Source organism: Nocardia aobensis NBRC 100429 (genome assembly GCF_000308375.1).
GTDB classification, from domain to species: domain Bacteria; phylum Actinomycetota; class Actinomycetes; order Mycobacteriales; family Mycobacteriaceae; genus Nocardia; species Nocardia aobensis.
In genome coordinates this window covers 1-26,037 of the sequence record NZ_BAFQ01000063.1, presented here as the reverse complement: position 1 = coordinate 26,037, position 26,037 = coordinate 1, and the positions used below count along the sequence as shown (strand labels likewise).

Sequence of the window (26,037 nt, the reverse complement as noted above, 5' to 3'; positions counted from 1 at the left end):
AGGTTAGGTTGTCCCGGTGAACGCGCCTGTATCGGTGGCCGATCAAGCACTGCAACCGCTGATCGACTGGGCCACCGCGGAACTCGGGAACCTGAGACTGACCGTGACCGGCGCGCAGGAGATGCGGCGTCGGGACTGGACGCTGCTCGCGCGCATCGACACCGACGCCGGAGCCGTCTGGGCGAAGGCGAGCGCGCGCGCGTTCGCCCACGAGGGCCCGCTGCTGGAGGCGCTGGATCGGCTCGTGCCGGGTTCGGCGCCCAAACCCCTTGCGGTACACCGTGAGAACGGATGGTTCCTGGGACCCGACGGTGGCGAGACCATGCGAACCGGACCGCTCGACCGGCAGTTCGCCCTCGACGGCACCGGCGCGCCGCCGCCACGGCCGCCGGGCTGGGACTCGGTGCTGCGCTCCTATGCCGCCATGCAGCACACCCTGTGCGCGCACGCGGAGTCGTTGCGCGACACCGGAACTCCGCACCTGCCACCGGCCCGCCTGATCGAGGTCTACCGCCATTTCGCCGATCGCGCGCCGGGACTGGAGTACGCGATCGAGTCGGCCGCCGCCGAACTCGCGCAGTACGACCGGCTGAGCGTGGAACACAACGACCTGTATCCGGGCCACGTCTTCCGCACCACCGCCGCGGTGTTCGACTGGGGCGACGCACTGCTCACCCATCCCTTCCTGTCCGTGCGCACCTTCCGGGACCCGCGGCGAGCGGCCTATTTCGACGCCTGGCGTGAACTGGCCACCGTCACCGACCGCGAGATCGAGCTGGCCGAACGCCTGGCGCCCCTGACCACCCTGCATTCGTGGCTGACCATCGACACCGCACCGGGCCGACCGGCCGAACGGTTCGCGCCCTTCGTCACCGAGATGCTGGACCAGCTGCGCGCGAACTTCGCCTGAGCCACCCGGCCACCCGCGGCGAGGTGGCAGACTCGTAGGTCCACAGCAAGGAACGTCGGATGAACTCCGAATCGAACAAAGGGAACAGATGTCGCAGAGCCGTTGGATGACTCGCGGAGCGCTCGCCGTCGGTGCGGCGCTGGCCGTCGCGCTGGTCGCCGGATGTGGTGGCGCAAGCACGGGTTCGGCCGGGCCCGAGAAATCCGGCGCCTCGGCGACGTCGACGGCCGCGCGTCCCAGCGGTTCGGCCGGCGTCACCGCCAAACCGGGACAGACCAGTCCCGTGCAGGTTCCCGACCCGGTCGCGCAGAAGCTGTGCGACGCCATCTCCCCGCAGCTGTCGGATTGGCGGGTGCAGGGCCCGACGCTGGGGAAGGTGGCGCTCAACATCACGGTGCATCAGTGGGCCGCGGAGAACGGCGGCATCAACCTCGCGGTACTCGGCGACAAGGCGGTGGTGGACCGGATCACCACCAAGACCTGCTCGGATACTCGTACTCAGGCGCTGCAGGCGCTGGAGCTGCCCGATCTCGCCTCCGGAATCGCCTTCTGATGCGCACCCTGTACCCGCCGCTGGAGCCCTACCGTGAGGGCATGCTCGACGTCGGCGACGGGCAGCACCTCTACTGGGAGGAGTCGGGCAACCCCGAGGGCAAGCCGGTGGTGTTCCTGCACGGCGGCCCGGGTGGCGGCACCAATTCGACGCACCGGCAGTTCTTCGATCCCGCCGCCTACCGGATCGTGCTGTTCGATCAGCGCGGGTGCGGGCGTTCGGCGCCGCACGTGGCCGATGGGGCGAGCCTGGAGGTCAACACCACCTGGCATCTGGTCGCCGATATCGAGCGGCTGCGCGCCCATCTCGGTATCGAGCGCTGGCAGGTCTTCGGCGGGTCCTGGGGTTCGACACTGGCGCTGGCCTACGCCCAGACCCATCCCGAGCGTGTGACGGAGATGGTGCTGCGGGGCGTTTTCCTGTTGCGGCGCAAGGAGATCGACTGGTACTACAACGGCGCCGCCGGATTCGTCTACCCCGACGAGTGGGAGAAGTACCTGGCGCCGATTCCGGAGGCCGAGCGCGACGGGGATCTGGTGGCGGCCTATCACCGGCTGCTGCACTCCCCCGACGACGAGGTGGCGACGGCTGCCGCGGTGGCGTGGTCCAGTTGGGAGGGCGCGACGAGTTCGCTGCTGCCGCAACCGGAACGGGTCGCCGAATCCGCCGAACCGCGCTTCGCACTGGCCTTCGCCCGCATCGAGAACCACTACTTCGTGCACGGCGGATTCCTGGAAGAGGGCCAGTTGCTGCGCGATATCGACCGGATCGCGCATATTCCGGTGGTGATCGTGCAGGGCCGCCACGATGTCGTCTGCCCGGCGGTCAGCGCCTGGGATCTGCACCGTGCCTGGCCCGGTTCACGATTGCATCTGGTGGCCGATGCCGGACATGCCGCCGCCGAACCCGGCACCACCCATCATCTGATCGAGGCCACCGACGAATTCCGGGATCGGCGATGAGCGGGGCAGCCGGTCCCGCCGTCATCGCCGCCCTCGGCGAGGACGTGGACCGGCTGCTGGCCGCGGAACCGAAGGTCCGCGCCGACGAATCGGATTCGGTCCATCAGATGCGGGTCGCCACCCGCCGGTTGCGGTCGGTGCTGCGGTCCTATCGGAAAGTGTTCCACCGCGACGAGATAGACGCGATCCGCGCCGAATTGCGCTGGCTGGCGGGCCTGCTCGGCATCGCCCGCGACGCCGAGGTGCGCGCCGACCGGTTCGCCGCGCTGCTGGACGAATACCCTGATGTGCAACGCCATCTCGGGCGCCGGCTGGTGAGCGCGGAACGCGCGGCCTACACCGACGCCCACCACACCGTGCTGCGCGAACTCGACGGTGAGCGCTATGCGCTGCTGCGGGCGCGGGTGGTCGGCCTGCGCACCGATCCGCCGTTGCGCCGCAAGCGCGCCCGCCGCGACGCCGATCGTGTGTTCACCGCGGCCGTGCGCGCGGACCTGCGCCGGCTGAAAGCCCGCGTCGACGCGGAACGAGACGTCGAGGAGCCCGACCGCGTGGAGGCGCTGCACGATATCCGCAAGGCCGCCAAGCGTTTACGCTACAGCGCCGAAGCCGCCACCGATGTCCTCGACGGCCCCGCCGAGGACCTGGCCCGCCGCGCGAAGAAGGTGCAGGGCGTCCTGGGCGACCACCGTGACGCCATCGAGGCGCTGGCCACCATCACCGCCCGCGCCGAGATCGTGCGCGGCCACGGCGCTGATACCGCCCCCTACGAATTGCTGTGCGCCGCCGAAGTGGAAGCCGCCCGCACCGCCCTCGCCCAGTACCCGACCCTCATCGAATTCCTGAACTACGACTACCTGTCCTGATCGGGCTTGACCTTCACGTATACGTCAATCCCTACGGTCGCGACATGACCTCCACTACCGCGACCACCCGTTCGATCCACCTGGCCGCTCGCCCCGATGGGTTTCCCGAACTCACCGATTTCCGAACAGTCGATCATCCGATGCCGGCCGCTGTGGCCGGCCAGGTGCTGATCCGCAACCTCTTCATGTCGATCGACCCCGGCAGCCTCATGCAGATCGGCGCTTATCCCGGAATTCCGATGCCGCCGTTCGCGATCGGTGAAGCGTTGTCCGGCGACGCGATCGGCGAGGTGATCGAATCCGGCGATCCGGCCGTGCCCGAGGGCGCGCTGGTCCTGCATCGGCTCGGTTGGCGCGAACACGCCCTCGCCGATGCGCGGACGGTGCGCGTGGTGGATCCGGATGCCTATCCCTCGCCGTCGGGATATCTGGGCTTCGGTCTGGTCGCCTATGTCGGGCTGACCGTGGTCGCCGGCCTGCGCGCCGGCGACACCGTCTTCGTCTCCAGCGCCGCCGGTGCGACCGGGAGCCTGGCCGGGCAGATCGCTCGACTGCTCGGCGCCGGTCGCGTCGTCGGCAGCGTCGGCTCAGCGCGCAAGGCCGCCCACATCGTCGACGATCTCGGCTACGACGCCGCTGTCGACTACCACGACGAACCTCTCGTCGATCGGCTGCGGACCGCGGCGCCCGACGGCGTGGACGTGTATTTCGACACGGTCGGCGGCGCCCAGTTGCGTGCGGCGATCGAGGTGATGAATGTCGGCGGACGCATCGCGCTCTGCGGGGCGCTGGCCAGGCAGCGCGCGGGCGGCGAGCCGGATGCCGGTCCAGGTGATCTGCTGGCCGTGATCGGCAAGCGATTGACGTTGCGCGGATTCACCACTCTCGACCACCTGGACCTGGCCCCCGAATTCGGCCGGAAGCTGCGGGAGTGGACGGCAGCGGGAGACATCGTGCGCACCGAAACCGTCGTCGACGGACTCGAGAACGCGCCGCGCGCACTGCTGGATACGGTCCGGGGGCGCTACACCGGGAAGGTTGTGGTGCGGCTGGCGCGTTGAGGACGAGGTGAGACGGCGGAAAGGATACGCGCGATGTTGATCGGCGAGCTGGCGGCCCGCACCGGAGTCACGACCCGGGCGCTGCGCTTCTACGAGGAGCAGGGACTGCTCACGTCCGGGCGCACCGCCGCCGGATACCGCGAGTACGAGGAGGACGCGGTGGCCCGGGTGCGCAACATCCGGGAACTGCTTCACCTCGGATTCACCGTCGAGGACGTGCGGGCCTTCGCTCCCTATCTGGACCGGGAGCTGCCCGACGTCTTTCCCTACGAACCACGTTGTGCCTCGGGATACGCGGCGGTCGGACCGCCACGGGTAGCGGAGCTGAACGAGCGCATCGCCCGGTTGACGCGCCTGCGGGATCAGTTGGTGAGCCGGATGCCGTGGCTGGATCCGGAGGAACCCCCTGGCGACGAACGAGTCACTCCGCCGGAAAGGTGAAGCCCACTGCGCGTTTGTCGGGGTCCGCGATGTCCAGGCGCACTCGAACCCGTTGCCCCTCCGGCGGCGACCCGGCGCATTTGGCGAGGACCGGCGGGTCGGCGACGAAGATTTCGGCGGATCGGTTGCCGTTGCCCTCGCGGATGACCACCGCCTCGAAGATGTCGCCCAGACGTGGTGCGAGAACGGTGGATTCGGTGAGGTCGATGCACGCGCGTTCGAGTTTGCCGCCGACCGCGTCACTGCGCCGCATCGTGTCCGCGGCGGCGCCGAGTCCGTCGCGAACCCAGTGCGGTACCGGGGTGCCGGCGCAGCGAGCCAGACAGATTTCGGTGGCGTACCGGTCGGCGAGGCGGCGCAGCGGCGCCGTCACATGGGCGTAGGCCGCGCCGATGCCGCTGTGCTGCACCACATCCGGCGTTTCGCCGTCGAGCACGGTGTAGGACGCGCCGCGCAGCAGGCTGGTCGCCTCGGAGTTGAGCACCAGCGCGGCGGGGGTGTTGGGATCCAACCCGGCCAGCATCCGGCCCACCGGCATTCCCGCCGGCCAGCGCACGCCGAGCGCGGCGGCGGTGCGGCGCATGGACGCGATCGCGGAGGCCGGTGGCGCGGGCATGGTGCGCAATAGTCCGATGCGGGGATCGGAGCCGTTGTCCGCCAACATGATTCGAGCGGCGCAGATGCCGGTGAGCAGGGAGACCTGTTCGTTCCAGTCGTCGGCGGCGGTGCGCGGTTCGACCGCCAATTGCCAGTGTTCGGTGTCGTGGTCGCGCCCGTCGGGGATCACCGATTGCGCGGGCAGCCGCAGTTCGATCGCGCCGCGAGCCAGGCCGGCCTCGATGCGCAGGCGGCCGAATTCCGGCAGTGCGGCGATCGAGGGATGCAGGCGGCCGGCGTCGGCGTCGGCCTGGACGCCGGGATAGTCGAGACGGGCGCGGGAACGAACCAGGGCGCGCTGCACCGAGAAGCGTTGCGGTTCGGCCTTGTCGTCACAGTCGATGGTCCACAGGGCGACGGGACGAACCGCGCCGGGCAGCAGACTGGCCGACCCTTCCGAGAGCACCGGCGGATGCAGGGGCACGGTGCCGTCGGGGAGATAGAAACTTTGGCCCCTCGCGAGGGATTCCCGCGCGAGCGCGCCGTCGGGCGCGACCACCGCGCCCACATCGGCGATGGCGTAGTGCAGCAGGAATCCGGTCGGGGTGCGTTCGAGATGCAGCGCCTGGTCGAGATCCATGGCGCCGGGTGGGTCGATCGTCACGAACGGGATGTCGGTGCGATCGGCCCGGACGCCCGCGAACGCATCGGCTGCGTCGCGGGCCTCCGAGACCGCCTCGGACGGATATTCCGAGGCGAGTCCGAATTCGGATCGCACGACACCGAAGTCCACCGGTGCCGAGACGATCGGATGCAGTTCCACGCGGGGCGCTGAACCTTACTTGAGCGCCAGCATGGTGCCGTTCAGCTGATCGAACGGACCGTACACGGTGAAGACGACGCGGCCGTCGGGGTACTGCGACGACAGGGTCGCCGCGGCATCGAGAGCCTGGCCGAACGAGGCCGCCGACGGGTGCGGCAGCACCGCGATCGTCTGGCCGACGTGGGACTGGTGGACCCACTGGGTGTCACCCGGGCTGAGGTCCACCTGGACGCCACCCGGCAGCGGAGTGACCGCGACCGCGGACGCCGATCCCGCGCCCAGCACCGCAACACCCGACGCAGCTGCGGCGATCAATGCACCGGCCGCCAACTTGCGAACTACTCGCATATATACAGAACCTGCTTTCCGACACTCGTAGCACCCATTAGCCACTGCCACCCCCGGCAGCGACACTTCCAACGGCCAACACTTTATGACGTCGATCACGGTTCCGGCCACTCCGGGGCGGTTCGTCGCACGGGACACGCCGAGACCAGCCGATTCGCCCGCATTTGCCCAGAGTGCGCCCGCCCGTCCGGCCGGGCCGCAACCGCTGCCTGGACCGCGCGAACCGTCGGTGCCTGCGATTTCGCGCTCCCCACCGCGACGGCGGCACTGCCGTCTTCACGAGCGCAACGGGGGTCGACGAATCGGCTCGAGCACGCCCCACACCGGTCGTCGAATCGGATCATTCCGGAAGGAAGTAGTACGCCATTCAGAGCGAACAGTCATAACTCGAACTACTCGGACCTACGTCCAGATCACGCTACCGTATACCGAATCCCCCGGTCGAGTCCGTTTTCCGCTGGGCCTGCGACCGTCGGAGCGCGCTGTTACTGTTGCCGATGGTGACAGGCCACGGCGTACCCACGGATTCGGGGGTCCGTGCAGTAACGAGAGTGCGCCGCGCGGCGAGAGTCGTCGAGTAATAGTTCCTCGAGTACAAGGAGTTCCACACCGCATGTCGTCCATCGTCTTCGACTACCTGCTGCCTCTCGTCGGTCCCGAGCAGGCGGCCTACTGGGCCCAGATCCTGGTGATCAACCCCGCCGGCTGATCATCACGCGACCGCACCCGGTGCCGGCGGCCCGCCGCGGGCACCGCATGCGGTCGCAAGGCCCGGCTTCGACGACGATCCGACACAGGAGGCCTCCACCATGACCACCGATCACGTCTGGTTCATCACCGGCACCAGCAGCGGCTTCGGCCGTGCGATCGCGGAGGCGGTGCTGGCCGAGGGCGGCAGTGTGGTCGCCACCGCGCGCACACCCGAATCCCTTGCCGACCTTCGAGATCGCGATCCGGAGCGGGTCCTCGTCGCACAGCTGGACGTCACCGATCCGGCGTCTATCACCGCGGCGGTCGAGGAGGCGCGAGTTCGGTTCGGCCGCATCGACGTTCTGGTCAACAACGCCGGGTACGGACTGCGCGGCGCGCTCGAGGAATGCGACGACGAGCAACTGCGCACACTGATGGAAACCAATGTCTGGGGCCTGATTTCGGTCACCAAGGCGGTACTGCCACTCATGCGGGCCCAGCGCAGCGGGCATATCGTGCAGCTGTCCTCGGTCGGCGGTGTGCGTGCCCGCCTCGGCGGAACGCCTTACGCACTCAGCAAATTCGCGGTCGAAGGACTGTCGGAAGGTTTGTCGTACGAGGTCGCGCCGTTCGGTATCAAGGTCACCATCGTGGAGCCGGGACCGTTCCGCACCGACTTCGCCGGCCGGTCCATCCAGTGGGCCGAACCCATGCCCGAATACGCACCGGTCTTCGCCGAGGAACGCGAGCGCTTCCAGGCTCAGAACGGCGCCCAGCCCGGCGATCCGGCCCGCGCCGCCGAGGCCGTCCTGCGCGCGGTGGCCATGGACGAACCGCCGTTGCGGCTGCCGCTCGGCCCCGAGGCATTCGCCGGTATCCGCGCCACCCTGACTCAGCGCCTCGCCGATCTGGACGAGCTCGAGCCCTGGGCCGCCGACACCGGATTCCGCTGATCACTCCCCGTCTCCACCGGAGGACCCGACATGCTGTCCGCGGACGACCGCTTCGCGATCACCGACCTGATCAACCTGCACGGCCACCTGACCGACAACGGCGATTTCGACGGCTGGCCCGCGCTGTTCGCCGAGGACATCGTCTACGACGTCACCGCCATGGGCGGCGGCGTCCTGGTCGGCATCTCCGCCTGCCGAGACGCCGCGCTCGCACTGGGCGAGAACAACCCCGTCGCCCACCACGTCACCAACATCGTCGTCAACGAGGTCGCCGACGGCACCGTTCGCGCCTTGTCCAAGGGGTTCGGCGTCCTGACCGACGGCACGGTCGGCAGTGTCACCTACGAGGACACCATCCAGCGCATCGGCGCCGGCTGGAAGATCACCCACCGCATCGTGCGCCCACGGCGCACACCGCTGCACCCGTAGACGCGGGTCCGCCGCCGACCGGTCGGCGGCCGAACCGCCGGTTGCCGAATAGTCGCGAAATATGCGCTGAAGTGCCCGGCACGGGTGATCATGGAGGCATGACTGCGGAACCGCTACCGCATGCCCCCGGCCTACGACGCGCACTGGACGAAGCCGCCGGGATCGCGCGCGAGGCCGGCCACACCGCCCTCGACACCGAACATCTCGTCCTCGCATCGCTGCGTCACCCGAGTTCGGCTGTGGCCCGGGCCTTCCAGCGCACCGGCGCCAATCTGGCGGCGATCTCGGACGTCTTACACGAAACCCTGCGCAACGGGCCGTATCCGAATCCGAACGAACATCCGGACAACGGCGAGGGCTGCGCGCGCTAGCCGGGACGGCCGGTCAGCGCAGCGGAGTTTCGTCGCCGACCGTGAACTCGGTGACCCGAATGTCGATGCGACCGACGTCGACCAGATCGGCCGCATCCACCCGCAGACAACCGGTGACGATGATCTGTCGAGGCGTCGCATCCATGCGGCCAAGGTTCCCACGTCCGGAACCCCGGAGGGGACGAGTCGGTCTGTAAGCCGGATCCTGTTCCCGGTTCGCACCGAGAGGCGACCATCCATCTGGGTGCACCGTCACCGGGCACCTCGAGCAGTCAACCCGCAGGCTCGGGCGAGCAGCCCTCGGGCACCTGCGCAGCCGCACTCGCGAGAGTGCGACCTTCGACCTTGCTCCGGGCGGGGTTTACCGAGCCGCCCCGGTCACCCGGGGCGCTGGTGCGCTCTTACCGCACCGTTTCACCCTTACCGGCGGACCTCCGGAGAGACCGCCGGCGGTCTGTTTTCTGTGGCACTGTCCCGCGGGTCACCCCGGGTTGCCGTTAACAACCGCCCTGCTCTGTGGAGTCCGGACTTTCCTCGGCGACGGGCGGCGGCACAGCCGTGCCCGTTCCCGTCGACGCGGTCGCCCGACCGACTCGTCGCGCACCATTGTGCCGTGCGAGCGGCGCCGAGCGCACGCCGCCCCGGCTATCGCAGCCGCGCGGCCGCGCCACCGGTCGTACGTCGCGTGCCCACATCGACGACCACGGCTCGCGCCGGTCTCGCACGGGCGAACCTCGGCGCCGCCCCGGGCGACGGCGAGATCGTGGCGCGTTACCGCCGGTTACGCATACAGTGAAGCCCGCATTCGCCGTCGAGCGCGCACACTCGCCGGCGAACCGACGGCACAGAAGGGCAGCGCAGATGGGGTTCGGCGACTTCCAGAACGAGATCTACTTCCAGGGGCTGCGCGGCGTCGTACCGGAGTACCCGGTCGCGTTCGCCGAACTCGAACAGCGCGCGCAGGCGGCCATGCCGCCCTCGATCTGGTCGTATGTGGCCGGCGGCGCGGGCGACGAACGCACCCAGCGCGCCAATGTCGCCGCCTTCGACCACTGGGGGCTCATCCCCCGCATGTTCGTCGGCGCGAAGGAGCGTGACCTGTCGGTCGACCTGTTCGGAATGACGCTGCCCACACCGCTTTTCATGGCTCCGGTCGGCGTGATCGGCCTCTGCGCCCAGGACGGCCACGGCGATCTGGCGACCGCCCGCGCCGCCGCCCGCACCGGCGTGCCGATGGTCGCCTCGACCCTGACCGTCGATCCGCTCGAGGACGTCGCCGCCGAATTCGGTGACACCCCAGGCTTTTTCCAGCTCTACACCCCCACCGATCGCGATCTCGCGGCGAGCCTGGTGCAGCGCGCGGAACAGGCCGGTTACAAGGGCATCGTCGTCACCCTCGACACCTGGATCACGGGCTGGCGGCCGCGCGATCTGTCCACCGGTAACTTCCCGCAGCTGCGCGGGCACTGCCTCGCCAACTACTTCACCGATCCGGTCTTCCTCTCCGGTCTGCAGCGCTCGCCCGAGGAGGATCCGATGAGCGCGGTCCTGCGGTGGGTGCAACTGTTCGGCAACCCGCTGCGCTGGGAGGATCTGGCCTGGCTGCGCTCGCTCACCGAACTGCCCCTGATCGTCAAGGGAATCTGCCATCCCGACGATGTGCGCCGAGCCCGCGACGGTGGCGTGGACGGCATCTACTGCTCGAATCACGGTGGGCGCCAAGCCAATGGCGGACTGCCCGCGCTGGACATGTTGCCCGAGGTCGTCGCCGCGGCCGAGGGTCTGCCGGTGCTGTTCGATTCCGGAATCCGCAGCGGCGCGGATGTCGTCAAGGCGCTCGCACTGGGCGCCACCGCGGTCGGGGTGGGCCGGCCCTACGCCTACGGTCTGGCGCTCGGCGGCGTGGACGGCATCGTGCACGTCCTGCGCACTCTGCTGGCGGAAGCGGACCTGATCATGGCGGTCGACGGCTACCCGGCGCTGAAGGATCTGACTCGCGAGTGTTTGCGTTCCGTTCACCCATAATCGTGCCCTGAGCGGGGATCCACGTCTGCGGCCGGGCGCGCGCCCCGGTACGGTATTCGCCCATGGAGCGTGTCGAGGTGGGGTTCGGTTCGGGAAGCGAACAGTGTGCAGCGTGGCTCTATCTTCCGGACGGCCCGCCCAAACCGCGTCCACTGGTCATCATGGGCCACGGGCTGGGCGCGAACCGGGAAATGGGTCTGGATCGCTACGCACGCCGGTTCGCCGCGGCCGGAATGGGCGTGCTGGTCTTCGATTACCGGCATTTCGGCGCCAGCGGTGGTGAACCGCGCCAGCTGATCAACATCGCGCGCCAGCGCGACGACTGGCGCGCCGCGATCGCCTTCGCCCGCACCCTCAAGGGTTTCGACGCGACCCGAATCGCGTTGTGGGGCAGTTCCTTCGGCGGCGGACACGTCCTGTCCATCGCACACGAGGACGACTATCTGGCCGCGGTCGTGGCGCAGTGCCCGTTCACCAGCGGCTGGTCCTCGGCGATGGCGAAGGGGCCGATCAGCCTCGCCAAGACCGGCACCCTCGCGTTCGTCGACCTTCTCGTGGGCCCGATCCGCCGCAAACCGGTGGGCGTGCGACTGGCCGGGCGCAAGCGTTCGGCGGCGTTGATGAGCGCCTCCGACGTGCCCGAGGGCTTCGGCCGCCTCGCCGAGGAGAGCGCGCAGTACCAGCCGAAAGTGGCTGCTCGCGTGGGTATGTCGGTGATGTTCGATTCACCGTGGCGGCGCACCAAGGCCATCAAGGTGCCGGTGTTCTACGCGGTGTGCGACAACGATTCGGTCGCGCCGGTGGGTCCGACGCTCAAGGCCGCCGAGCGCACCAAACACGGCATCGTGAAGCGATACCCCATCGGGCACTTCGACATCTACTTCGACGACTGGTTCGAGAAGGCCGTCTACGACCAGACCGAATTCCTGGTGTCGGTGCTACGCCCCTGAACCCGGTGTCCCCGAACAGTGTTCAGAGGTACGAGGTGTCGTTGACCAGCCGTACCGACGATCCGCCGTCGGGATAGAACTCGGCGATCGACAGCGACGCCAGATCCAGATGCAGCCGGTACAGCAGTGACGGGCCGACTTCCAACGCCAACTGCAGCAGCGTCTTGATCGGCGTCACGTGGCTGACCACGACGACGTTCTGCCCCGGATACAGCGCCAGCAGATCGCGGCGCGCGCCCTCGACGCGTTCGCGCACCTGAGTGAAGCTCTCTCCGCCGGGAGCGGGCAGCGACGGATCACCGAGCCAGCGCCGATGCAGTTCCGGATCTCGTTGCGCCGCCTCGGTGAACGTGAGACCTTCCCATTCGCCGAAGTCGGTTTCGGTCAGCGCGTCCAGGACCCGCACCGGCACGTCGAGCGCTTGGGCCGCGGCCTGCGCGGTCTCCCGTGCCCGGCCCAGCGGCGAGCTCACGACCGCGGCGATATCGCCTTTGGCGGCAAGGTATTTCGCGGCACGGGCGGCCTGTTCACGACCGAGCGCGGTGAGTTCCGGATTGCCGCGACCGGAATACCGTCGCTCCACGGACAATTCGGTCTGGCCGTGACGCAGCAGCAACAGCCGGGTCGGCCGCCCGCGGGCGCCGGTCCAGCCCGGGCCGGACGCCGGGGCCGTCTCCTGCACGACCGGATCCTCGTGCGCGGCGCGGGCGTCGGCCGCTTCGTCGATCCAACTGGGCAGCTCGGCTTCGACGCCGCGTGCCGCATCCTGGGCGGCCGATTCCGGTTCGGCCACGCTGTCGATCACGGGCCGTTCGGCATCCGCCTCGCGCACCTCCGCGACCACCACCGCATCGTCCATGGCCTCGTTGGCGAGCCGATCGGCGTGCGAATTCTGCTCGCGCGGAATCCATTGGAAATTCACCCGATCGAAGCCGGCGACCAGCTGCCGGGCTCGCTCGGCGAGCGGAATCATGGCCGCGTGCTTGACCTTCCAGCGTCCCGACATCTGCTCGACGACCAGTTTGGAATCCATCCGAACCTCGACGCTGCGGGCGCCCAGTTCGGCGGCGGCGGCCAAACCCGCGATGAGACCGCGGTATTCGGCGACATTGTTCGTGGTGACGCCCAGATATTCGCGACGTTCGGCGAGGATCGTGGCGCGATCGGAATCCCAGATCACCGCGCCGTAGCCGGCCGGGCCGGGATTACCTCGCGAGCCGCCGTCGGCCTCGACGATCACCGTACGTACCGTCATCGCCGGCACGTCACAATCCGGACTGCTTGGTGCGCACCATGATCGCACCGCATTCGGGACAGCGGACCACGACCTGCGGATCGGTTTTGGCGATCCGGGCGATCTCGCCGCGGTCGAGTTCGATCCGGCAGGCGCCGCACCGGCGGGCCTGCAGCAGCGCCGCGCCGACGCCGTGCTGGGCGCGCTGCTTGTCGTAGATCGCGAGCAGTTCGTCCGGGAATCCGGCGACGAGCTGTGCGCGGTCGGCGTCGCAGCGCTGCGCGGCCACATCCAGGTCGGCGACCGCGTCGTCGCGACGGCTCTGCGCGAGGGTCAGATCCTCCTCGGCGCGCGAGAGGTTGGCGCCGGCGTGCTGGTGATCGGCCTCGGCGGCCTCGCGACGCTCCATCACCTCGAGCAGTTCGTCCTCGAGGACCCCGCGCCGGCGTTCCAGGCTGCCGAGTTCGTGCTGCAATTCCGAGAGCTGCTTCGCGCCGACGTTGCCGCCCTCGAGCATGCCGCGGTCGCGCGCCTCGCGTTTGCGCACGGCGTCGATCTCGCCCTCGAGTTTGCGAATGTCGCGGTCGAGATCGTCGAGCTGGATCTCGACCTTGACCGCCGCATCCTTGCGGTCGGTGCGTTCAGCTTCCAGCCGCTGCACTTCCTGCTGTTCGGGCAGCACCTTGCGGCGATGCGCGATCCGCGTCAACTCGGCGTCGACGGCCGCGAGGTCGAGCAGTTTGGCCTGGATCGGTGGTTCGACATTCAACGCGGGACGTACTCCTCGACACTATGGACGGTTGCGGAGCGACGGGCAGCGGGTGCGCGACGCCGGTGCTCAACCGTACTCTGCCCGCGGCCGGTTTCGCCCCAACCCCGCATCGGCCGCCCGCGACCACCGGATACGCGGCCGAACGTGGTGCGCCGGGGCGCCGGTTCGTGGGCCACCGACAACTCGGATGCGGTGCCGCCGCCACTGTGACACTCTGACCGGATGCCCGAACATCGTTATCGCGTGGACGTGGTGTGGACCGGTGCCACCACCGATTACCGCTCGTATTCGCGCAATCACGAAGTGCTCGCCGAGGGGCGGCCGCCGCTGCAGGGGTCGGCGGACCCGGTCGTCGGCCGGGGCGACGCGACCCGCTGGAATCCCGAGCAACTCCTGGTCGCCTCGCTCTCGGAGTGCCACATGCTGTGGTACCTGCATCTGTGCGTCGAGGCCGGAATCGTGGTGATCGACTATCTCGACGAGGCCGAAGGCGTGATGAACGACCAGCGCTTCGAACACGTCACCCTGCGACCGCGCGTCACCATCACCGACGCCGCCCGGGCAGAGCAGGCTCACGCACTCCACGCGGAGGCCCACAAGCGCTGCTTCATCGCCAACTCGGTCAATTTCCCGGTCGACCACGAGCCCGACATTCGCACCGAGTGAGATCGCGCCGGTCCACGGTCGCGGGGGACGCCTGGGCCGGCCCGCCGCCGCTCGCCCCGTACCGCATGGGAGTGACACAGTCGGCCGGCTCGTCACCGAACTCACCGCCCCTGGATGACCACCGCTTACGTCAGTCGTCGGCGGCGCCGAGAGTCCACGGATCGGTACGGAGGGTGCTGACCCGGGTTTCCACTCCCGGAAGGGCTTCCCGCACAACGCCTTCCGCTTGGGCGCACCAGGGGAATTCGCTGGCCCAATGGGCGACGTCGACGAGTGCGGGACCGCCCGCGCGCAGGTGTTCGTCGGCGGGATGGTGGCGCAGGTCGGCGGTGACGTAGGCGTCGACGCCCAGCTTCGCGACCGTGCCCAGGAAGGAATCGCCCGCGCCGCCGCATACCGCGACCGTGTGGATCGCACGCTCGGGATCGCCGGCCGCCCGCACACCCCAGGCGGTGCCGGGCAGGGCGGCGCGCACGCGAGCGGTGAAGGCCCGCAACGTTTCCGGTTCCGGCAGGGTGCCGATGCGTCCGAGGCCCTGCGCCGAAGGCAGCGCCGCGCGTTCGGTGACGTCGAAGGCCGGTTCCTCGTAGGGGTGGGCGGCACGGAGCGCGGCCAGCACCGCGGCGCGGGCCGCCGGCGGCGCCACCACCTCGACACGGTCCTCCTCGACGAATTCCAGGTCGCCGACCTGCCCGATCGCCGGATTCGCTCCCGCCATCGGCCGGAACTGCCCGGTTCCCGGTACCCGCCAACCGCATTCGCGATAGAACCCGGCGCCGCCCGCGCCCGCCTCGAACATCGCCGCCAGCACAGCGTCGGTGTGCGCGCGCGGAATGAACACCACCCAGGTGTCCACCGGCGCCACCGATTTCTGTTCCAGCGGCCCGGTCACCGTCAGCCCGAGCGTGTGGGCGAGGGCATCGGACACTCCGGGATCGGCCGAATCGGCGTTGGTGTGCGCGGTGAACAACGCACAGTCGTTGCGGATCAGCCGATGCAGCAGCGCACCCTTCGGAGTGCTCGCGGCCACGGTGTCGACCCCGCGCAACAGGAGCGGGTGGTGCACGACCAAAGCCTGTGCGCCCCAATCGATCGCCTCGTCGACCACGGCGGCGGTGGCGTCGACCGCGAACAGCACCCGCGAGACGGAGGCCGCGGGATCACCACAGACCAGCCCCACCGAATCCCAGGACTCCGCCAGCCGAGGCGGATACGCGCCGTCGAGGACACCGATCAAGTCCTTCAGCGTCACAACAGAATTCGTCGCTGTCACCACCGCACCTCCACCGTTTCGCCGTTCCGGTCATTATCCACGCCGATGCCGCCTGCCGGGCCGGACCGCGCCGCGATCCCCGTGGCCGCGTGCGCGAATACTCACAGCCCGACGGCCTCGATCGCGGCGATCAAACGATCGACGGCGGCGTGGTCGCGGACCGCCAGGCGCAGAAATTGCGTGCCGAGCCCCGGGAAAGTGTCACCCCGTCGAACACCGATGTTCTTGTCCGCCAGATGTTTTCGTAGCAACTCGCCGTCGGGCACGCGGATCAGCAGGAAGGGACCGGCGGCCGGTTCGTGCACGTCGATACCGAGGGCGCGCAGGCGGGGAATCATCGCCTCCCGCTCGGCCACGATCCGGGCCGCACTCGCCGCGGCCTCCGCGATCGCATGCGCTTCGCAGGTCGCCGCGATCGCCTCGAGCTGCAACGTACCGAGCGGCCAATGCGCGCGACCGTGGTTCAACCGGGCCAGCAACTCGGGCGGACCCAGCAGATATCCGCACCGCAACCCGGCCAGCGCCCAGGACTTGGTCAGGCTGCGCAAGACCAGGACATCCGGATAGGACTGTCCCGCAAGCGATTCCGGTTCACCGGGCACCGCATCGGCGAACGCCTCGTCGACCACCACGATGCGACCGGGCCGCCGCAGCGATTCGATCACCGCCCGAGGATGCAGCACCGAGGTCGGATTGGTGGGATTACCGAGTACCACCAGATCGGCGTCCTCGGGGACCCGCGCCCCGGCCAGCTCGTAGGGCGGCGCCAGGACCACCCGCGCCACCGGAACATCCGCCTCCCGCAGCGCGAGTTCCGGTTCGGTGAAGGACGGATGGATGACGGCCGCCAGCCGCGACGCCAGCCGCGGCAACAGCGCGAACCCCTCCGCGGCCCCGGCGAGCAGCAACACCTCATCCGGCGCGCGCCCGTGCCGTGCCGCCACGATCGCGCGCACCGCCTCGGCCTCCGCCTCGGACGGATACCGCCCCAGTTCCGGCAATCGCGCGCCCAGCCGCCGCAGCAGCCACTCCGGTGGTGCGTCACCACGCACATTCACCGCGAAGTCGAGCATCCCCGCCCGCACATCGCGGTCCCCATGGTGGCGCAGTGCCGAACGATCGACCTCCGATCCAACCTCGTGCGACGCACTCCCGGGCTCCCGCACGCCGTCGGCGCCCACGGCGAAACCCGCACGCGTCGCATCCGCCTCGGCCGCGGGTCCGCCCGGACGCGTATCGATCGGGCGGCTCGGGCCTCGGCGCGACCGCGTGCCGGCGGTCGTGGGGGTGTCCTCGGGCACAGCCACCTACCCTACGTGGCCGCCGCCCGCACCGAACGGCCACAATGGGTGCGTGGGCGAGCTGCACGTGACCTTCATCTGCACTGGCAATATCTGCCGGTCGCCGATGGCCGAGAAGATCTTCGCCGCGCATCTGGAACGAGCCGGACTGGCCGACCGGGTGCGCGTGAGCAGCGCCGGCACCACCGCCTGGCACGTCGGCTCGGACGCCGACCCGCGCACGACCGCCCTGCTCACCCGGCACGGATATCCGATCGGGCACGTCGCGGCCATGATCGGGCCCGATCATCTCGACGCCGATCTGCTGATCGCCCTGGATTCCAACCACGATCGGGAACTGACCCGGCGGCGGATTCCGGAGTCCCGGCGGCGACTGCTGCGCAGCTTCGACCCCGGCGCCGACGATCACGACGTCCCCGATCCCTACTACGGCGACGACACCGATTTCGAACTCGTGCGCGAACAGATCGAGGCGGCCGTTCCGGCGCTGCTGGCCTGGGTGCGCGAACAACTCGGCGAACCCGCGACGACCGGACCTCGGCGATGAGCATCCTGCGCCGACTCACATTCCTGCTGCGGCCCAGCTGGGCGATTCTGGCGGTCGTCGTGGTCGCGTTCGCCTATCTGTGTTTCACCGTGCTCGCGCCCTGGCAGCTGGGCAAGAACACCTCGACGTCGCATCGCAACAACCTGATCGCGGCCTCGGTGAACGCCGACCCGGTTCCGGCGAAGAACCTGCTGACCACCGGCGAGGGCACACCGCCGGCCGGCACGAATCCGGCCGACACCGAATGGCGGCGGGTGATCGCCACCGGTAGCTATGTGCCGAATTCGATGGTGGTCGAGCGTTTGCAGCACCTCGACGATCAGCCCGCCTACGGGGTGCTGGCCGCGTTCCGGCTCGACGACGGCCGGGTCGTGCTGGTCGATCGCGGCCTGATCGCGGCGGTGAACGGCTCGGATCTGCCGACGATCGCAGAACCGCCGTCGGGTCCGCAGCACATCGAAGGACGGGTCCGCAGATCCGAGGGCGTCGTCCCCGGCAAGGATCCGATGGTCCGCGACGGCCTGCGCCAGGTGTACTCGGTCGATACCGCTCAGCTCTCCACCCTTATCGGCACGCCGCTGACCGGCTTCGCCACCGCCGAGCACGGCGGCTATCTGCAGTTGGACGCCGGCCAGCCCGGCGCCTTCACCCCGGAAGCACTCCCCCAGCTCGACGCGGGCCCCTATCTGTCCTACGGCCTGCAATGGATCGCATTCGGTGTCATGGCCCCGCTCGGCCTCGGCTACTTCGTCTACGCCGAACTCCGCGAACGCCGCCGCGACCGTGCCGCCGCGCAGGCGGCCACGGCCACACCGAGCGAACAGGTTCCGGCGCTGAGCACAGCCGGATCGCGCGCCGAATCAGCAAGTGCCGCAACCGAAGACACGAGCACCGGTCCGGCCACCGGCCCCTCGGACCCGGCGCCGAAGGCGCGATCCGAGACCACGCCCGTATCCGGCGAACCACCGGCGAAACCACGCACCACCGCGGACCGCCTCGCCGACCGCTACGGCAACGGGCGCCGCTGACCAGCCCCAGAAGTCGACCGCCCCGCCTTTGCGCTGGCCCTATCGACCTATTTGGCTATAGATTGATATAGCTAGATGTCGATACGAGCGGAGAACCGGATGAACGCCATCCAACAGGCGTACGACGCCGTCCAGCGATCGTGGACCGGACAGCAGTGGGATACCTGGGCGGCAACCTGCGCCCCCGACTACGAGTTCGACACCGGCACCGGCCTGCGACTGGATCTCGCGGGCACCCTGGACTGGAGCCGCGCCTGGTTCACCGCCTTCCCGGACTACGCCGAGGACATCCGGGCACTGCACCCGGCGCCGAACTCGGCGGTCGCCGAACTGATCGGCCGCGCCACCGCGGTGAACGACTTCGTCGTCGCCGGTGTGACGGTGCTCCCCGCGACCGGCCGTCGGTTCGAGATCGCCTACGCCAAAGTGCTGGTCTTCGACGCCGACGTGAAGGTCGTGCGGGACCGGCAATACCTGGACACCGCGGCACTACTCCGGCAATTCGGCCCGAGCTGACCGGCGGCGGCCGAACGCGTACGCAGCCGCCGCCACCGCGGCCGCCAGCTGCACGCCGTTCGACAATCGCACCGCTCGCCGCAGATCGGGCACCTGCGGAGCCGGCCCGCTGCCCAGCACCGGCCGCATCTCGATCCCGTGCCGGTACTCGGTCCGCCCGCCCAGCGCGACGCCCAGCGCACCGGCCATCGTGGCTTCGGCGACGCCCGCATTGGGGCTCGGGTGTGATCCGGCGTCGCGGCGCCACGCCCGCCAGGCATCGCCGGGCCGGCCGCCCACCAGCGGCGCGAGCGCGACGGTCAGCGCACCGCTCACCCGCGCGGGCAGCAGGTTCGCGAGATCGTCCACGCGCGCGGCGGCCCAGCCGAAGTTGCGGTACCGCTCGTTGCGATAGCCGACCATCGCGTCGAGGGTGTTGACCGCGCGGTAGCCCAAGATGCCGGGCACACCCGCGATCGCACCCCACACGAGCGGTGCGACGGTGGCGTCGGAGGTGTTCTCGGCGATGGATTCGACTGCGGCACGGGCCAATCCGTCGGCATCGAGCGCCTCGGGATCGCGGCCGCACAACGAGGGCAGCACCTCGCGCGCACCGCGCAACTCGCCCGCCTCCAGCCGATCCGCCATATCGCGTCCGGTCCGGGCGAGCGTGGTGCCACCGAGCGCGACCCAGGTGCCGACCGCGGTGATCACGACGGTGCCGAGACCACGGATGGTTCCCGACCGCCGGCCGGCGATTTCCACACCGGCACCCAGCGCGACGACCCCGCCCACCAAGACGATCTCGTGCGCGACCCCGGCGGCACGCGTATCGCGGTACCAGGGCGATTCCAGCGCGGCCGCCGCCGACCCGAACAGCGCCACCGGATGTCCCCGCCGCGGATCACCCAATATCCGATCCGCCGCGAATCCGATCAGCAGTCCCGCGGCCCGCGCCGTTCCATATCGCACCGGGCGAGACTATCGGCCGCCTCCGGCGCCCCGATGTCACACTCGGCACAGCCGCGTCGTCACCATGGGGAAGCACCCCGGCGGCGGGCCCGCACGGCGAGACGAGGATGGCACCTGTGACGACCGGACACGACGATATCGATCAGACCGAACTGGCACGCCAGTTCGAGGAGCACCGCCAGTATCTGCGCCGGGTGGCCTACAGCACGCTGGGCAGCCTCAGCGATGCCGACGACGTCGTGCAGGAGGCGTGGCTGCGGCTGCAACGCTGGTCCGAAACCCGTTCTCCCGGTGATCGAATCGACAATCTGCGGGCCTGGCTGACCACCGTCACCGGCCGCCTCGCCCTGGATCAGCTGGGTTCGGCCCGGGCGCGGCGCGAACAGTACGTCGGCGAATGGCTGCCCGAACCGGAGGTCACCAGCTGGGACGACCCCGCCGACCGCATCTCGCAGGACGAGCGCGTCACCACCGCCCTGCTGGTGGTCCTCGAATCGCTCTCGCCCGCCGAACGCACCGCCTTCGTACTGCAGGACATCTTCGGCATGACCGGTCCCGAGGTCGCCGACGTGGTCGGACGCACCCCCGCCGCCGTCCGCCAGCTCGCCTCCCGCGCCCGCAAGCATGTCGAGGACGGCACCCCGCGCTTCCCGGCGTCCCGCGACGAACACGAGCGGGTGGTCTCGGCCTTCTCGACGGCGTGGCGATCCGGCGATCTGAGCGGTCTGCTCGGTGTGCTCGACGAGAACGTCACCCTGACCGCCGACGGTGGCGGCCGCGTGCCGGCGATCCGGCAGCCGGTGCAGGGCGCCGAGCTGGTGGCCAAGCTGTACTTCGGCTGGTACCGCGCCGGAACCGGTGCGTGGGCGCGCATGGTTCAGGTCAACGGGCTGCCCGGGCTCATGGTGTTCGACGGCAACCACCTGGGAATCATGGCCTTCACCGTCGAAGAGGACCGCATCACCTCGATCGCGATCGTCCGCAATCCGGAGAAGCTGCACGATCTGCCCGAGGGCGAACCGGATTGGACGATGTGAGGCCGTGCTCGATCGTGAGCGGCTCCGGTCAGGCGCGCCACCTCGCGCCGTGACCGGCCCCGACCAGGCCGTGCGCTCGCGCCACCGCCGCGGAATACAGCTGTCCCGCATCGGCATTGAGCCCGGCCTCGAGCCCCGGGTCGGCCCGGCAGGCCTCTCGCCAGCCGAGATCGGCGATGGTCCGCACATACGGCAGGGTGGCGTTGGTCAACGCGACGGTGGCGGTGTGCGGGACCGCGCCGGGCATGTTCGCGACACAGTAGAACAGCGAATCGGCCACGGCGAAGGTCGGTTCGGCGTGCGTGGTGGGATGCGAGCTCTGGAAACAACCACCCTGGTCGATGGCGATATCGACCAGCACGGTCCCCGGCCGCATCCGCTGCACCAGGGTGTCCGGAACCAGTTGCGGCGCACGGGCTCCCGGCACCAGCACCGAACCGATCACCAGATCCGCGGCGACGACGGCCCGCTCGATATCGGCGGCATTCGAGGCGAGCGGGGTGACGCGACCGGCGAACCGGACGTCGAGCTCCCGCAATCGCACCGGATTGTTGTCGAGCACGATCACGCGCGCGCCCATTCCGACCGCGACCGTCGCCGCACTCGTTCCGGCCACCCCGCCGCCGATCACCACCACTTCCGCCGGCCGCACCCCCGGCACACCGCCCAGCAACACGCCGGCGCCCCCCTCGGGCGCCATCAAGTGGTAGGCGCCGACCTGCGGTGCGAGTTTGCCCGCGATCTCGCTCATCGGCGTCAGCAGCGGCAGCGACCCGTCGGGGCCGCGCACGGTTTCGTAGGCGATGGCGGTGATGCCGGAGGCCAGCACGGCGTCGGTGCATTTCCGGGAGGCCGCCAGGTGCAGGAAGGTGAACAGCACCTGCCCGGTGCGCATGCGTGAATATTCGGGTGCGACCGGCTCTTTCACCTTCAACACCAGTTCCGCCTCGTCCCATACCGCGTCGGCGGTCGCGGCGATCGTCGCCCCGGCGGCCGCGTAATCGGCGTCGGTGAATCCGGACTCGAGTCCGGCGCCGGATTCGATCAGCACCCGATGACCGTGCCGGGTGAGCTCGACTGCGCCGGCCGGGGCGAGGGCGACCCGGCTCTCCTGCGGTTTGATCTCGCGCGGAACACCGATTCTCATACCGCCATCGTGGCCCCGATCCGGGCGCGGCGCCATGATCATGTCGCGGCGATTCGCCGAACCGCAACCAATCGGCAATCGATCCGCGCCCGGCCGGCCGCCATCCTCGTCACACCGTGATCGACTCGCCGAGCGGAGGGATCCGCAGCTGCTCCGCACGCCCGCCGTAGCCGAAGGTGCGCCGCAGATGATCGAGGGTCTCGGTGAAGTGTGCCCAGCCCTCGGCGTGTACCGGCACCACGACCGCCTCGCCGAGCACCGCCGACGCTGCCAGCGCGGTGCGCGCGTTGAGCGTGACGTCGCGATCCTCGAACCGGCCCACGTTCGCGGCGCCGACATTGAGCAGGGCGATGTCGATCCGGCCGAATCTCGCCACGATGCGCTCGACGTAGTCGACGGAGGCGTTGTCACCGGAGATGTACACCGTCGGCAGATCCTCGGCCTGCAATACGAACCCGGTGACCGTGCCGCTCAACGCCTCGGCTCCCTCCGGCCCGTGCAGTGCGGGTACCGCGGTGACGGTGACGGCGCCGATGCTGACCGACTCCCAGACCGTCAGTCCCCGAACACCTTCCAGTCGTCCGGCCGCTTCCGGCGTGGACAGTACGGTCTCGACGCCGGCCATGACGTCGCGCCCGGCCGGATCGAGGTTGTCGGGATGCTGATCGTGCGAGAGCAGCACCACGTCCACCGGACCCACCCGATCCGCGGCGATTGCCGGTCCGGTCAGTTTGTGCAGGGTGAGCGCGCCGGCGGAGTAGTCGCCGGGTTCGTCGAAGGTCGGATCGGTCAGCCAGACCAGCCCGCCGTAGTTCAGCCGGACGGTGGGGCCGCCGATGTGCAGGAGTTCGACCGTGGTGGAGAGCGTGTTCGTCATGAGCAACAGCCTGTACCGATCCGGCACGTTCGAACAGTGGCCCGCAGGCCACGCTTCGATAAGATCGGGCCATGCATGTGGTCGCGGTGGTCGCCTTCGACGGGATCAGCCCGTTTCATCTGTCCGTGCCCGGAATGGTGTTCGGGCGCATCGGCACCAGCGTGCAGCACAGCGCGCCGTACCAAGTGCTCACCTGCGCGGAAGTTCCCGGAACTCTCAGCACGCCCGGCGATTTCGACCTCGTCGTGCGCCACGGCCCCGAGGCGATCGACCGGGCGGAGACCGTGGTGATTCCGAGCTGGAATCCGGAACTGCCCGTGCCCGAGGTCATTTCGTCGGCCCTGTGGCGCGCGCACGACCGCGGTGCCCGCATCGTCGGACTGTGCCGCGGTTCCTGGGTCGTCGCGGCGACCGGTCTGGCCGACGATCGCGAAGTCACCACCCACTGGGGTCTGGCCACGGCCCTGGCTCGCGCGTTTCCCGCGGTGACCGTGCGCGCGGATCGGCTGTGGACCGATCTCGGCGATGTGGTCACCTCCGCGGGAGTCGCCGCGGCACTGGACTGTTGCCTGCACCTGGTGCGCGCCGACCACGGCGCCCGCGCCGCGACCGAACTCGCGCGCACGCTGGTCCTGGCGCCTTATCGCGCCGGGTCGCAGGCGCAGTACATACCGCTCGCGGTGCCCGATGCCGACGACGACGATCCGATCGAACACGCGATGGTCTGGGCGCGAACACATGTGGATCATCCGATCGATCTGGACGGCTGGGCCCGCACCGCCCTGATGTCGCGGCGCACCTTCACCCGCCGCTTCCGCGAACGCACCGGCTCCAGCCCGCAGCGCTGGCTGCTCGACCAGCGCATCGACCGCGCCCGGCTGCTGCTGGAATCCACCGACGACACGATGGACCGCATCGCCGCCGAGACCGGCCTGGGGACGGCGACGAATCTGCGCCACCATTTCCACCGCACCCTCGGGCTGCCACCGGCCGCACATCGCGCCCAGTTCCGGGCCAGCTATGTTGACCTGCATGAGGATCAAGCTGGGTGAGCACGAGCCGCAGATCGACGACACCGCGTGGGTGGCGCCGACGGCCACGGTGATCGGCCGGGTGCGGCTGGGTGAACAGGTCAGCGTCTGGTACGGCGCGGTGATCCGCGGCGATCTGGAGGACATCGAGATCGGCACCGGCACCAACATCCAGGACGGGTGCGTCCTGCACGCCGATCCGGGTTTCGCGCTGCAGGTCGGCAGCGGAGTGTCGGTGGGCCACAACGCGATCCTGCACGGTTGCACGATCGGCGACGACGTCCTCGTCGGCATGGGCGCGACCGTGCTCAACGGCGCGGTGATCGGCGAGGGCAGTCTCATCGCCGCCAATGCGCTGATTCCGGAGGGGGCGAAGATCCCACCCGGCTCCCTGGTCGCGGGTGTACCGGGCAAGGTCCGGCGCGAACTCGGCGATGCCGAACGTGATCGCATCAAGCTCAACGCCGCGGTCTATCTGCACAATATGAGCACTCACCGCGACACCGGCAGCCAGCTGTGAGACGGGCCACACTGGTCAAGCGTCCAGGTTGATCTCTTGGTAGCATCGTCGCAGCATGTTCGCGGTCCGCGGCAGTGACTCATCGCCTCGGGCGGCGTACTGCGACGTGGGTATGCAGGAGGTTAGACGGTGTCGTACGAGCAGTCCGGTATGCACCGACCCAAGGGGCGGATCAGCGTGGCCGATATCGCGGCCCAACCCGGTGGCATCGAGGCGCTACAGCGCCGGGTCCACGAATTACGTTCCAGCGGAAGCGATTTCGCCGCGAATGCGATCGAGCAGGAGATGGCCGCCTTGAATCTGCGATGAGCGCGGGCGGTCGGGGACGTCGGTGGCGGTCCGGCGCGATGAGATAATGATCGTCAGCCTTCCGCATCGACACGGTCCTTCGCCGACTCGACTGGAGACCCCATGCCCCCTGTTCCGTCCATCCTGGCCCGCATCCTCGAGAAGCCCCGCTCCGACGGTGAGCAGCTGCTCGAGAGCGCCCTGTCGGCCTTCCTGGACTTCGGGATCAAGCGCACCAGCATGGGTGAGATCGCGCGTCGCGCCGGCATCAGTCCCGCGACGCTGTATCGCCGCTTCGAATCGAAGAACGATCTGGTCGAGGCGGTGAGCGTGCGCGAGGCGCAGCGGTTCGTCGCCGATATCGAACAGCGGGTCGGCAGTATCACCGACAACGAGGATCAGCTGGTGGAGATCTTCGTCGTCTTCATCACCGCGCTGGCGCACAACGAGTTGCTGCAGCGATTACTGCGCACCGAACCGGAGCTGATCCTGCCCCGATTGACCACCGATGCCGGTCCGATCCTCGCGGTGGGACGCGCCTATCTGGGCGACAAGCTGCGCGGACTGCAGAAGGCCAACGCCGAGTTGGATTTCGATGCCGACCTCGTCGCCGAGATCATGGCACGGCTGGCGCAATCGCTGGCATTGACGCCCGACGGGCTGATCCCGCTCTCGGATGCGGAGGCCGCCCGCGCCTTCGCCCGGCGGACCTTGCTGCCGATGGTCGGTGGCCGCACCGCCTGACTGCCTCCGGGCGGGCCTACCCGGTCTCGCCCAGCCCGAACGCCGCTGCCACTCGCCGGTCGAGCAGCGCGGCATCGGGTTCGGCTCCGCCGTTCGCCAATTCACGAGCCAGATCGGTGAGCTGCT

Annotated in this window: 30 protein-coding genes and 1 other RNA gene; 20 read left to right on the top strand and 11 right to left on the bottom strand. The window is 69.4% G+C overall.

Annotated features, from left to right (window positions below):
* Positions 1–16 precede the first annotated feature (16 nt).
* From RJ03_RS08740 to RJ03_RS08715, 6 genes are all read left to right on the top strand, one after another.
* A complete protein-coding gene (locus RJ03_RS08740) occupies positions 17–910 on the top strand; it encodes an aminoglycoside phosphotransferase/kinase family protein (protein WP_036499962.1) in 894 nt (297 codons plus the stop codon).
* A gap of 106 nt (positions 911–1,016) precedes the next feature.
* Positions 1,017–1,463 (top strand): hypothetical protein, encoded by a 447-nt coding sequence (locus RJ03_RS38290; protein ID WP_232329310.1) that lies wholly within the window; start codon positions 1,017–1,019, stop codon positions 1,461–1,463.
* Positions 1,463–2,425 (top strand): prolyl aminopeptidase, encoded by a 963-nt coding sequence (gene pip / locus RJ03_RS08730; RefSeq protein WP_036499958.1) that lies wholly within the window; start codon positions 1,463–1,465, stop codon positions 2,423–2,425. Before RJ03_RS38290 ends, pip begins: the two co-directional genes overlap by 1 nt.
* Positions 2,422–3,291 (top strand): CHAD domain-containing protein, encoded by an 870-nt coding sequence (locus RJ03_RS08725; protein WP_036499956.1) that lies wholly within the window; start codon positions 2,422–2,424, stop codon positions 3,289–3,291. Before pip ends, RJ03_RS08725 begins: the two co-directional genes overlap by 4 nt.
* A 44-nt stretch (positions 3,292–3,335) precedes the next feature.
* Positions 3,336–4,352, top strand: a complete 1,017-nt coding sequence (locus tag RJ03_RS08720; RefSeq protein ID WP_036499954.1) for an NADP-dependent oxidoreductase — start codon at positions 3,336–3,338, stop codon at positions 4,350–4,352.
* 33 nt (positions 4,353–4,385) lie between these two features.
* Positions 4,386–4,793 (top strand): MerR family transcriptional regulator, encoded by a 408-nt coding sequence (locus RJ03_RS08715; protein ID WP_051024477.1) that lies wholly within the window; start codon positions 4,386–4,388, stop codon positions 4,791–4,793.
* Here the strand turns inward: RJ03_RS08715 and RJ03_RS08710 are convergent.
* Entirely contained in the window at positions 4,774–6,213 is a 1,440-nt protein-coding gene (locus RJ03_RS08710; protein WP_083870685.1) for an RNB domain-containing ribonuclease, read from the bottom strand. The two genes, RJ03_RS08715 and RJ03_RS08710, sit on opposite strands and share 20 nt — an antisense overlap.
* A gap of 15 nt (positions 6,214–6,228) precedes the next feature.
* On the bottom strand, positions 6,229–6,561 hold the full coding sequence (locus RJ03_RS08705) for a hypothetical protein (protein ID WP_036499952.1): 333 nt from the start codon (positions 6,559–6,561) through the stop codon (positions 6,229–6,231).
* Positions 6,562–7,370: 809 nt separating this feature from the next.
* On the opposite strand from RJ03_RS08705, the gene RJ03_RS08700 reads away from it, so the two are divergent.
* The 3 genes from RJ03_RS08700 (at position 7,371) to RJ03_RS08690 (ending at position 9,004) form a co-directional block, all read left to right on the top strand.
* Positions 7,371–8,204 carry an oxidoreductase gene (locus tag RJ03_RS08700; protein WP_036499951.1) on the top strand — a complete coding sequence of 278 codons (834 nt, stop codon included), beginning with the start codon at positions 7,371–7,373 and terminating at the stop codon, positions 8,202–8,204.
* A gap of 30 nt (positions 8,205–8,234) precedes the next feature.
* Positions 8,235–8,633 carry a nuclear transport factor 2 family protein gene (locus RJ03_RS08695; RefSeq protein WP_036499948.1) on the top strand — a complete coding sequence of 133 codons (399 nt, stop codon included), beginning with the start codon at positions 8,235–8,237 and terminating at the stop codon, positions 8,631–8,633.
* A 98-nt stretch (positions 8,634–8,731) separates the two neighbouring features.
* The gene (locus RJ03_RS08690) at positions 8,732–9,004 is read left to right on the top strand and encodes a Clp protease N-terminal domain-containing protein (protein ID WP_036499947.1); all 273 of its coding nucleotides are present in this window, start codon (positions 8,732–8,734) and stop codon (positions 9,002–9,004) included.
* 13 nt (positions 9,005–9,017) lie between these two features.
* On the opposite strand, the gene RJ03_RS38795 is transcribed toward RJ03_RS08690, so the two are convergent.
* Together RJ03_RS38795 and rnpB are read right to left on the bottom strand one after the other, a co-directional pair.
* Positions 9,018–9,149 (bottom strand): hypothetical protein, encoded by a 132-nt coding sequence (locus RJ03_RS38795; RefSeq protein WP_281032272.1) that lies wholly within the window; start codon positions 9,147–9,149, stop codon positions 9,018–9,020.
* A 33-nt stretch (positions 9,150–9,182) separates the two neighbouring features.
* Positions 9,183–9,600: RNase P RNA component class A (rnpB, locus tag RJ03_RS34920), an RNA gene on the bottom strand.
* A 265-nt stretch (positions 9,601–9,865) separates the two neighbouring features.
* Between rnpB and RJ03_RS08685 the strand changes: the two genes are divergently transcribed.
* Together RJ03_RS08685 and RJ03_RS08680 are read left to right on the top strand one after the other, a co-directional pair.
* Complete coding sequence (locus tag RJ03_RS08685; protein WP_036499944.1) at positions 9,866–11,029, top strand: lactate 2-monooxygenase; 1,164 nt, start codon at positions 9,866–9,868, stop codon at positions 11,027–11,029.
* A 62-nt stretch (positions 11,030–11,091) separates the two neighbouring features.
* The gene (locus tag RJ03_RS08680; RefSeq protein ID WP_036499942.1) at positions 11,092–11,979 is read left to right on the top strand and encodes an alpha/beta hydrolase; all 888 of its coding nucleotides are present in this window, start codon (positions 11,092–11,094) and stop codon (positions 11,977–11,979) included.
* A 22-nt stretch (positions 11,980–12,001) separates the two neighbouring features.
* On the opposite strand, the gene RJ03_RS08675 is transcribed toward RJ03_RS08680, so the two are convergent.
* Both RJ03_RS08675 and RJ03_RS08670 read right to left on the bottom strand, forming a co-directional pair.
* The gene (locus RJ03_RS08675) at positions 12,002–13,234 is read right to left on the bottom strand and encodes a bifunctional RNase H/acid phosphatase (RefSeq protein WP_036499982.1); all 1,233 of its coding nucleotides are present in this window, start codon (positions 13,232–13,234) and stop codon (positions 12,002–12,004) included.
* 10 nt (positions 13,235–13,244) lie between these two features.
* A complete protein-coding gene (locus RJ03_RS08670; RefSeq protein ID WP_036499940.1) occupies positions 13,245–13,982 on the bottom strand; it encodes a zinc ribbon domain-containing protein in 738 nt (245 codons plus the stop codon).
* A gap of 225 nt (positions 13,983–14,207) precedes the next feature.
* Between RJ03_RS08670 and RJ03_RS08660 the strand changes: the two genes are divergently transcribed.
* Positions 14,208–14,651 carry an OsmC family protein gene (locus tag RJ03_RS08660; protein WP_036499936.1) on the top strand — a complete coding sequence of 148 codons (444 nt, stop codon included), beginning with the start codon at positions 14,208–14,210 and terminating at the stop codon, positions 14,649–14,651.
* 130 nt (positions 14,652–14,781) lie between these two features.
* On the opposite strand, the gene RJ03_RS08655 is transcribed toward RJ03_RS08660, so the two are convergent.
* Together RJ03_RS08655 and cobC are read right to left on the bottom strand one after the other, a co-directional pair.
* On the bottom strand, positions 14,782–15,924 hold the full coding sequence (locus RJ03_RS08655) for a Nif3-like dinuclear metal center hexameric protein (protein ID WP_036499980.1): 1,143 nt from the start codon (positions 15,922–15,924) through the stop codon (positions 14,782–14,784).
* Positions 15,925–16,025: 101 nt separating this feature from the next.
* Entirely contained in the window at positions 16,026–17,090 is a 1,065-nt protein-coding gene (gene cobC, locus RJ03_RS08650; RefSeq protein ID WP_036499977.1) for an Rv2231c family histidinol phosphate aminotransferase CobC, read from the bottom strand.
* 187 nt (positions 17,091–17,277) lie between these two features.
* Between cobC and RJ03_RS08645 the strand changes: the two genes are divergently transcribed.
* The 3 genes from RJ03_RS08645 (at position 17,278) to RJ03_RS08635 (ending at position 19,316) form a co-directional block, all read left to right on the top strand.
* On the top strand, positions 17,278–17,772 hold the full coding sequence (locus tag RJ03_RS08645) for a low molecular weight protein-tyrosine-phosphatase (RefSeq protein ID WP_036499935.1): 495 nt from the start codon (positions 17,278–17,280) through the stop codon (positions 17,770–17,772).
* 5 nt (positions 17,773–17,777) lie between these two features.
* Positions 17,778–18,800 (top strand): SURF1 family cytochrome oxidase biogenesis protein, encoded by a 1,023-nt coding sequence (locus RJ03_RS08640; RefSeq protein WP_036499974.1) that lies wholly within the window; start codon positions 17,778–17,780, stop codon positions 18,798–18,800.
* A 99-nt stretch (positions 18,801–18,899) separates the two neighbouring features.
* Entirely contained in the window at positions 18,900–19,316 is a 417-nt protein-coding gene (locus RJ03_RS08635) for an ester cyclase (RefSeq protein ID WP_157163382.1), read from the top strand.
* Here RJ03_RS08635 and RJ03_RS08630 read toward each other — a convergent pair.
* Positions 19,290–20,267 (bottom strand): cobalamin biosynthesis protein, encoded by a 978-nt coding sequence (locus RJ03_RS08630; protein WP_036499933.1) that lies wholly within the window; start codon positions 20,265–20,267, stop codon positions 19,290–19,292. The genes RJ03_RS08635 and RJ03_RS08630 overlap by 27 nt on opposite strands.
* Positions 20,268–20,383: 116 nt before the next feature.
* Between RJ03_RS08630 and sigJ the strand changes: the two genes are divergently transcribed.
* On the top strand, positions 20,384–21,304 hold the full coding sequence (gene sigJ / locus RJ03_RS08625; RefSeq protein WP_232329309.1) for an RNA polymerase sigma factor SigJ: 921 nt from the start codon (positions 20,384–20,386) through the stop codon (positions 21,302–21,304).
* A 28-nt stretch (positions 21,305–21,332) separates the two neighbouring features.
* Here sigJ and ald read toward each other — a convergent pair whose 3' ends face one another.
* Positions 21,333–22,451 carry an alanine dehydrogenase gene (gene ald / locus RJ03_RS08620; protein WP_036499971.1) on the bottom strand — a complete coding sequence of 373 codons (1,119 nt, stop codon included), beginning with the start codon at positions 22,449–22,451 and terminating at the stop codon, positions 21,333–21,335.
* A gap of 109 nt (positions 22,452–22,560) precedes the next feature.
* Entirely contained in the window at positions 22,561–23,328 is a 768-nt protein-coding gene (locus RJ03_RS08615; protein WP_036499969.1) for an MBL fold metallo-hydrolase, read from the bottom strand.
* 71 nt (positions 23,329–23,399) lie between these two features.
* On the opposite strand from RJ03_RS08615, the gene RJ03_RS08610 reads away from it, so the two are divergent.
* The 4 genes from RJ03_RS08610 (at position 23,400) to RJ03_RS08595 (ending at position 25,911) form a co-directional block, all read left to right on the top strand.
* Positions 23,400–24,380 (top strand): GlxA family transcriptional regulator, encoded by a 981-nt coding sequence (locus RJ03_RS08610; protein ID WP_036499929.1) that lies wholly within the window; start codon positions 23,400–23,402, stop codon positions 24,378–24,380.
* Positions 24,361–24,879 (top strand): gamma carbonic anhydrase family protein, encoded by a 519-nt coding sequence (locus RJ03_RS08605; protein ID WP_174372278.1) that lies wholly within the window; start codon positions 24,361–24,363, stop codon positions 24,877–24,879. The genes RJ03_RS08610 and RJ03_RS08605 overlap by 20 nt, the downstream gene beginning before the upstream one ends.
* 129 nt (positions 24,880–25,008) lie before the next feature.
* Complete coding sequence (locus RJ03_RS08600; RefSeq protein ID WP_036499925.1) at positions 25,009–25,188, top strand: hypothetical protein; 180 nt, start codon at positions 25,009–25,011, stop codon at positions 25,186–25,188.
* A gap of 102 nt (positions 25,189–25,290) precedes the next feature.
* On the top strand, positions 25,291–25,911 hold the full coding sequence (locus RJ03_RS08595; RefSeq protein WP_036499923.1) for a TetR/AcrR family transcriptional regulator: 621 nt from the start codon (positions 25,291–25,293) through the stop codon (positions 25,909–25,911).
* The last annotated feature ends 126 nt before the right edge of the window (positions 25,912–26,037 follow it).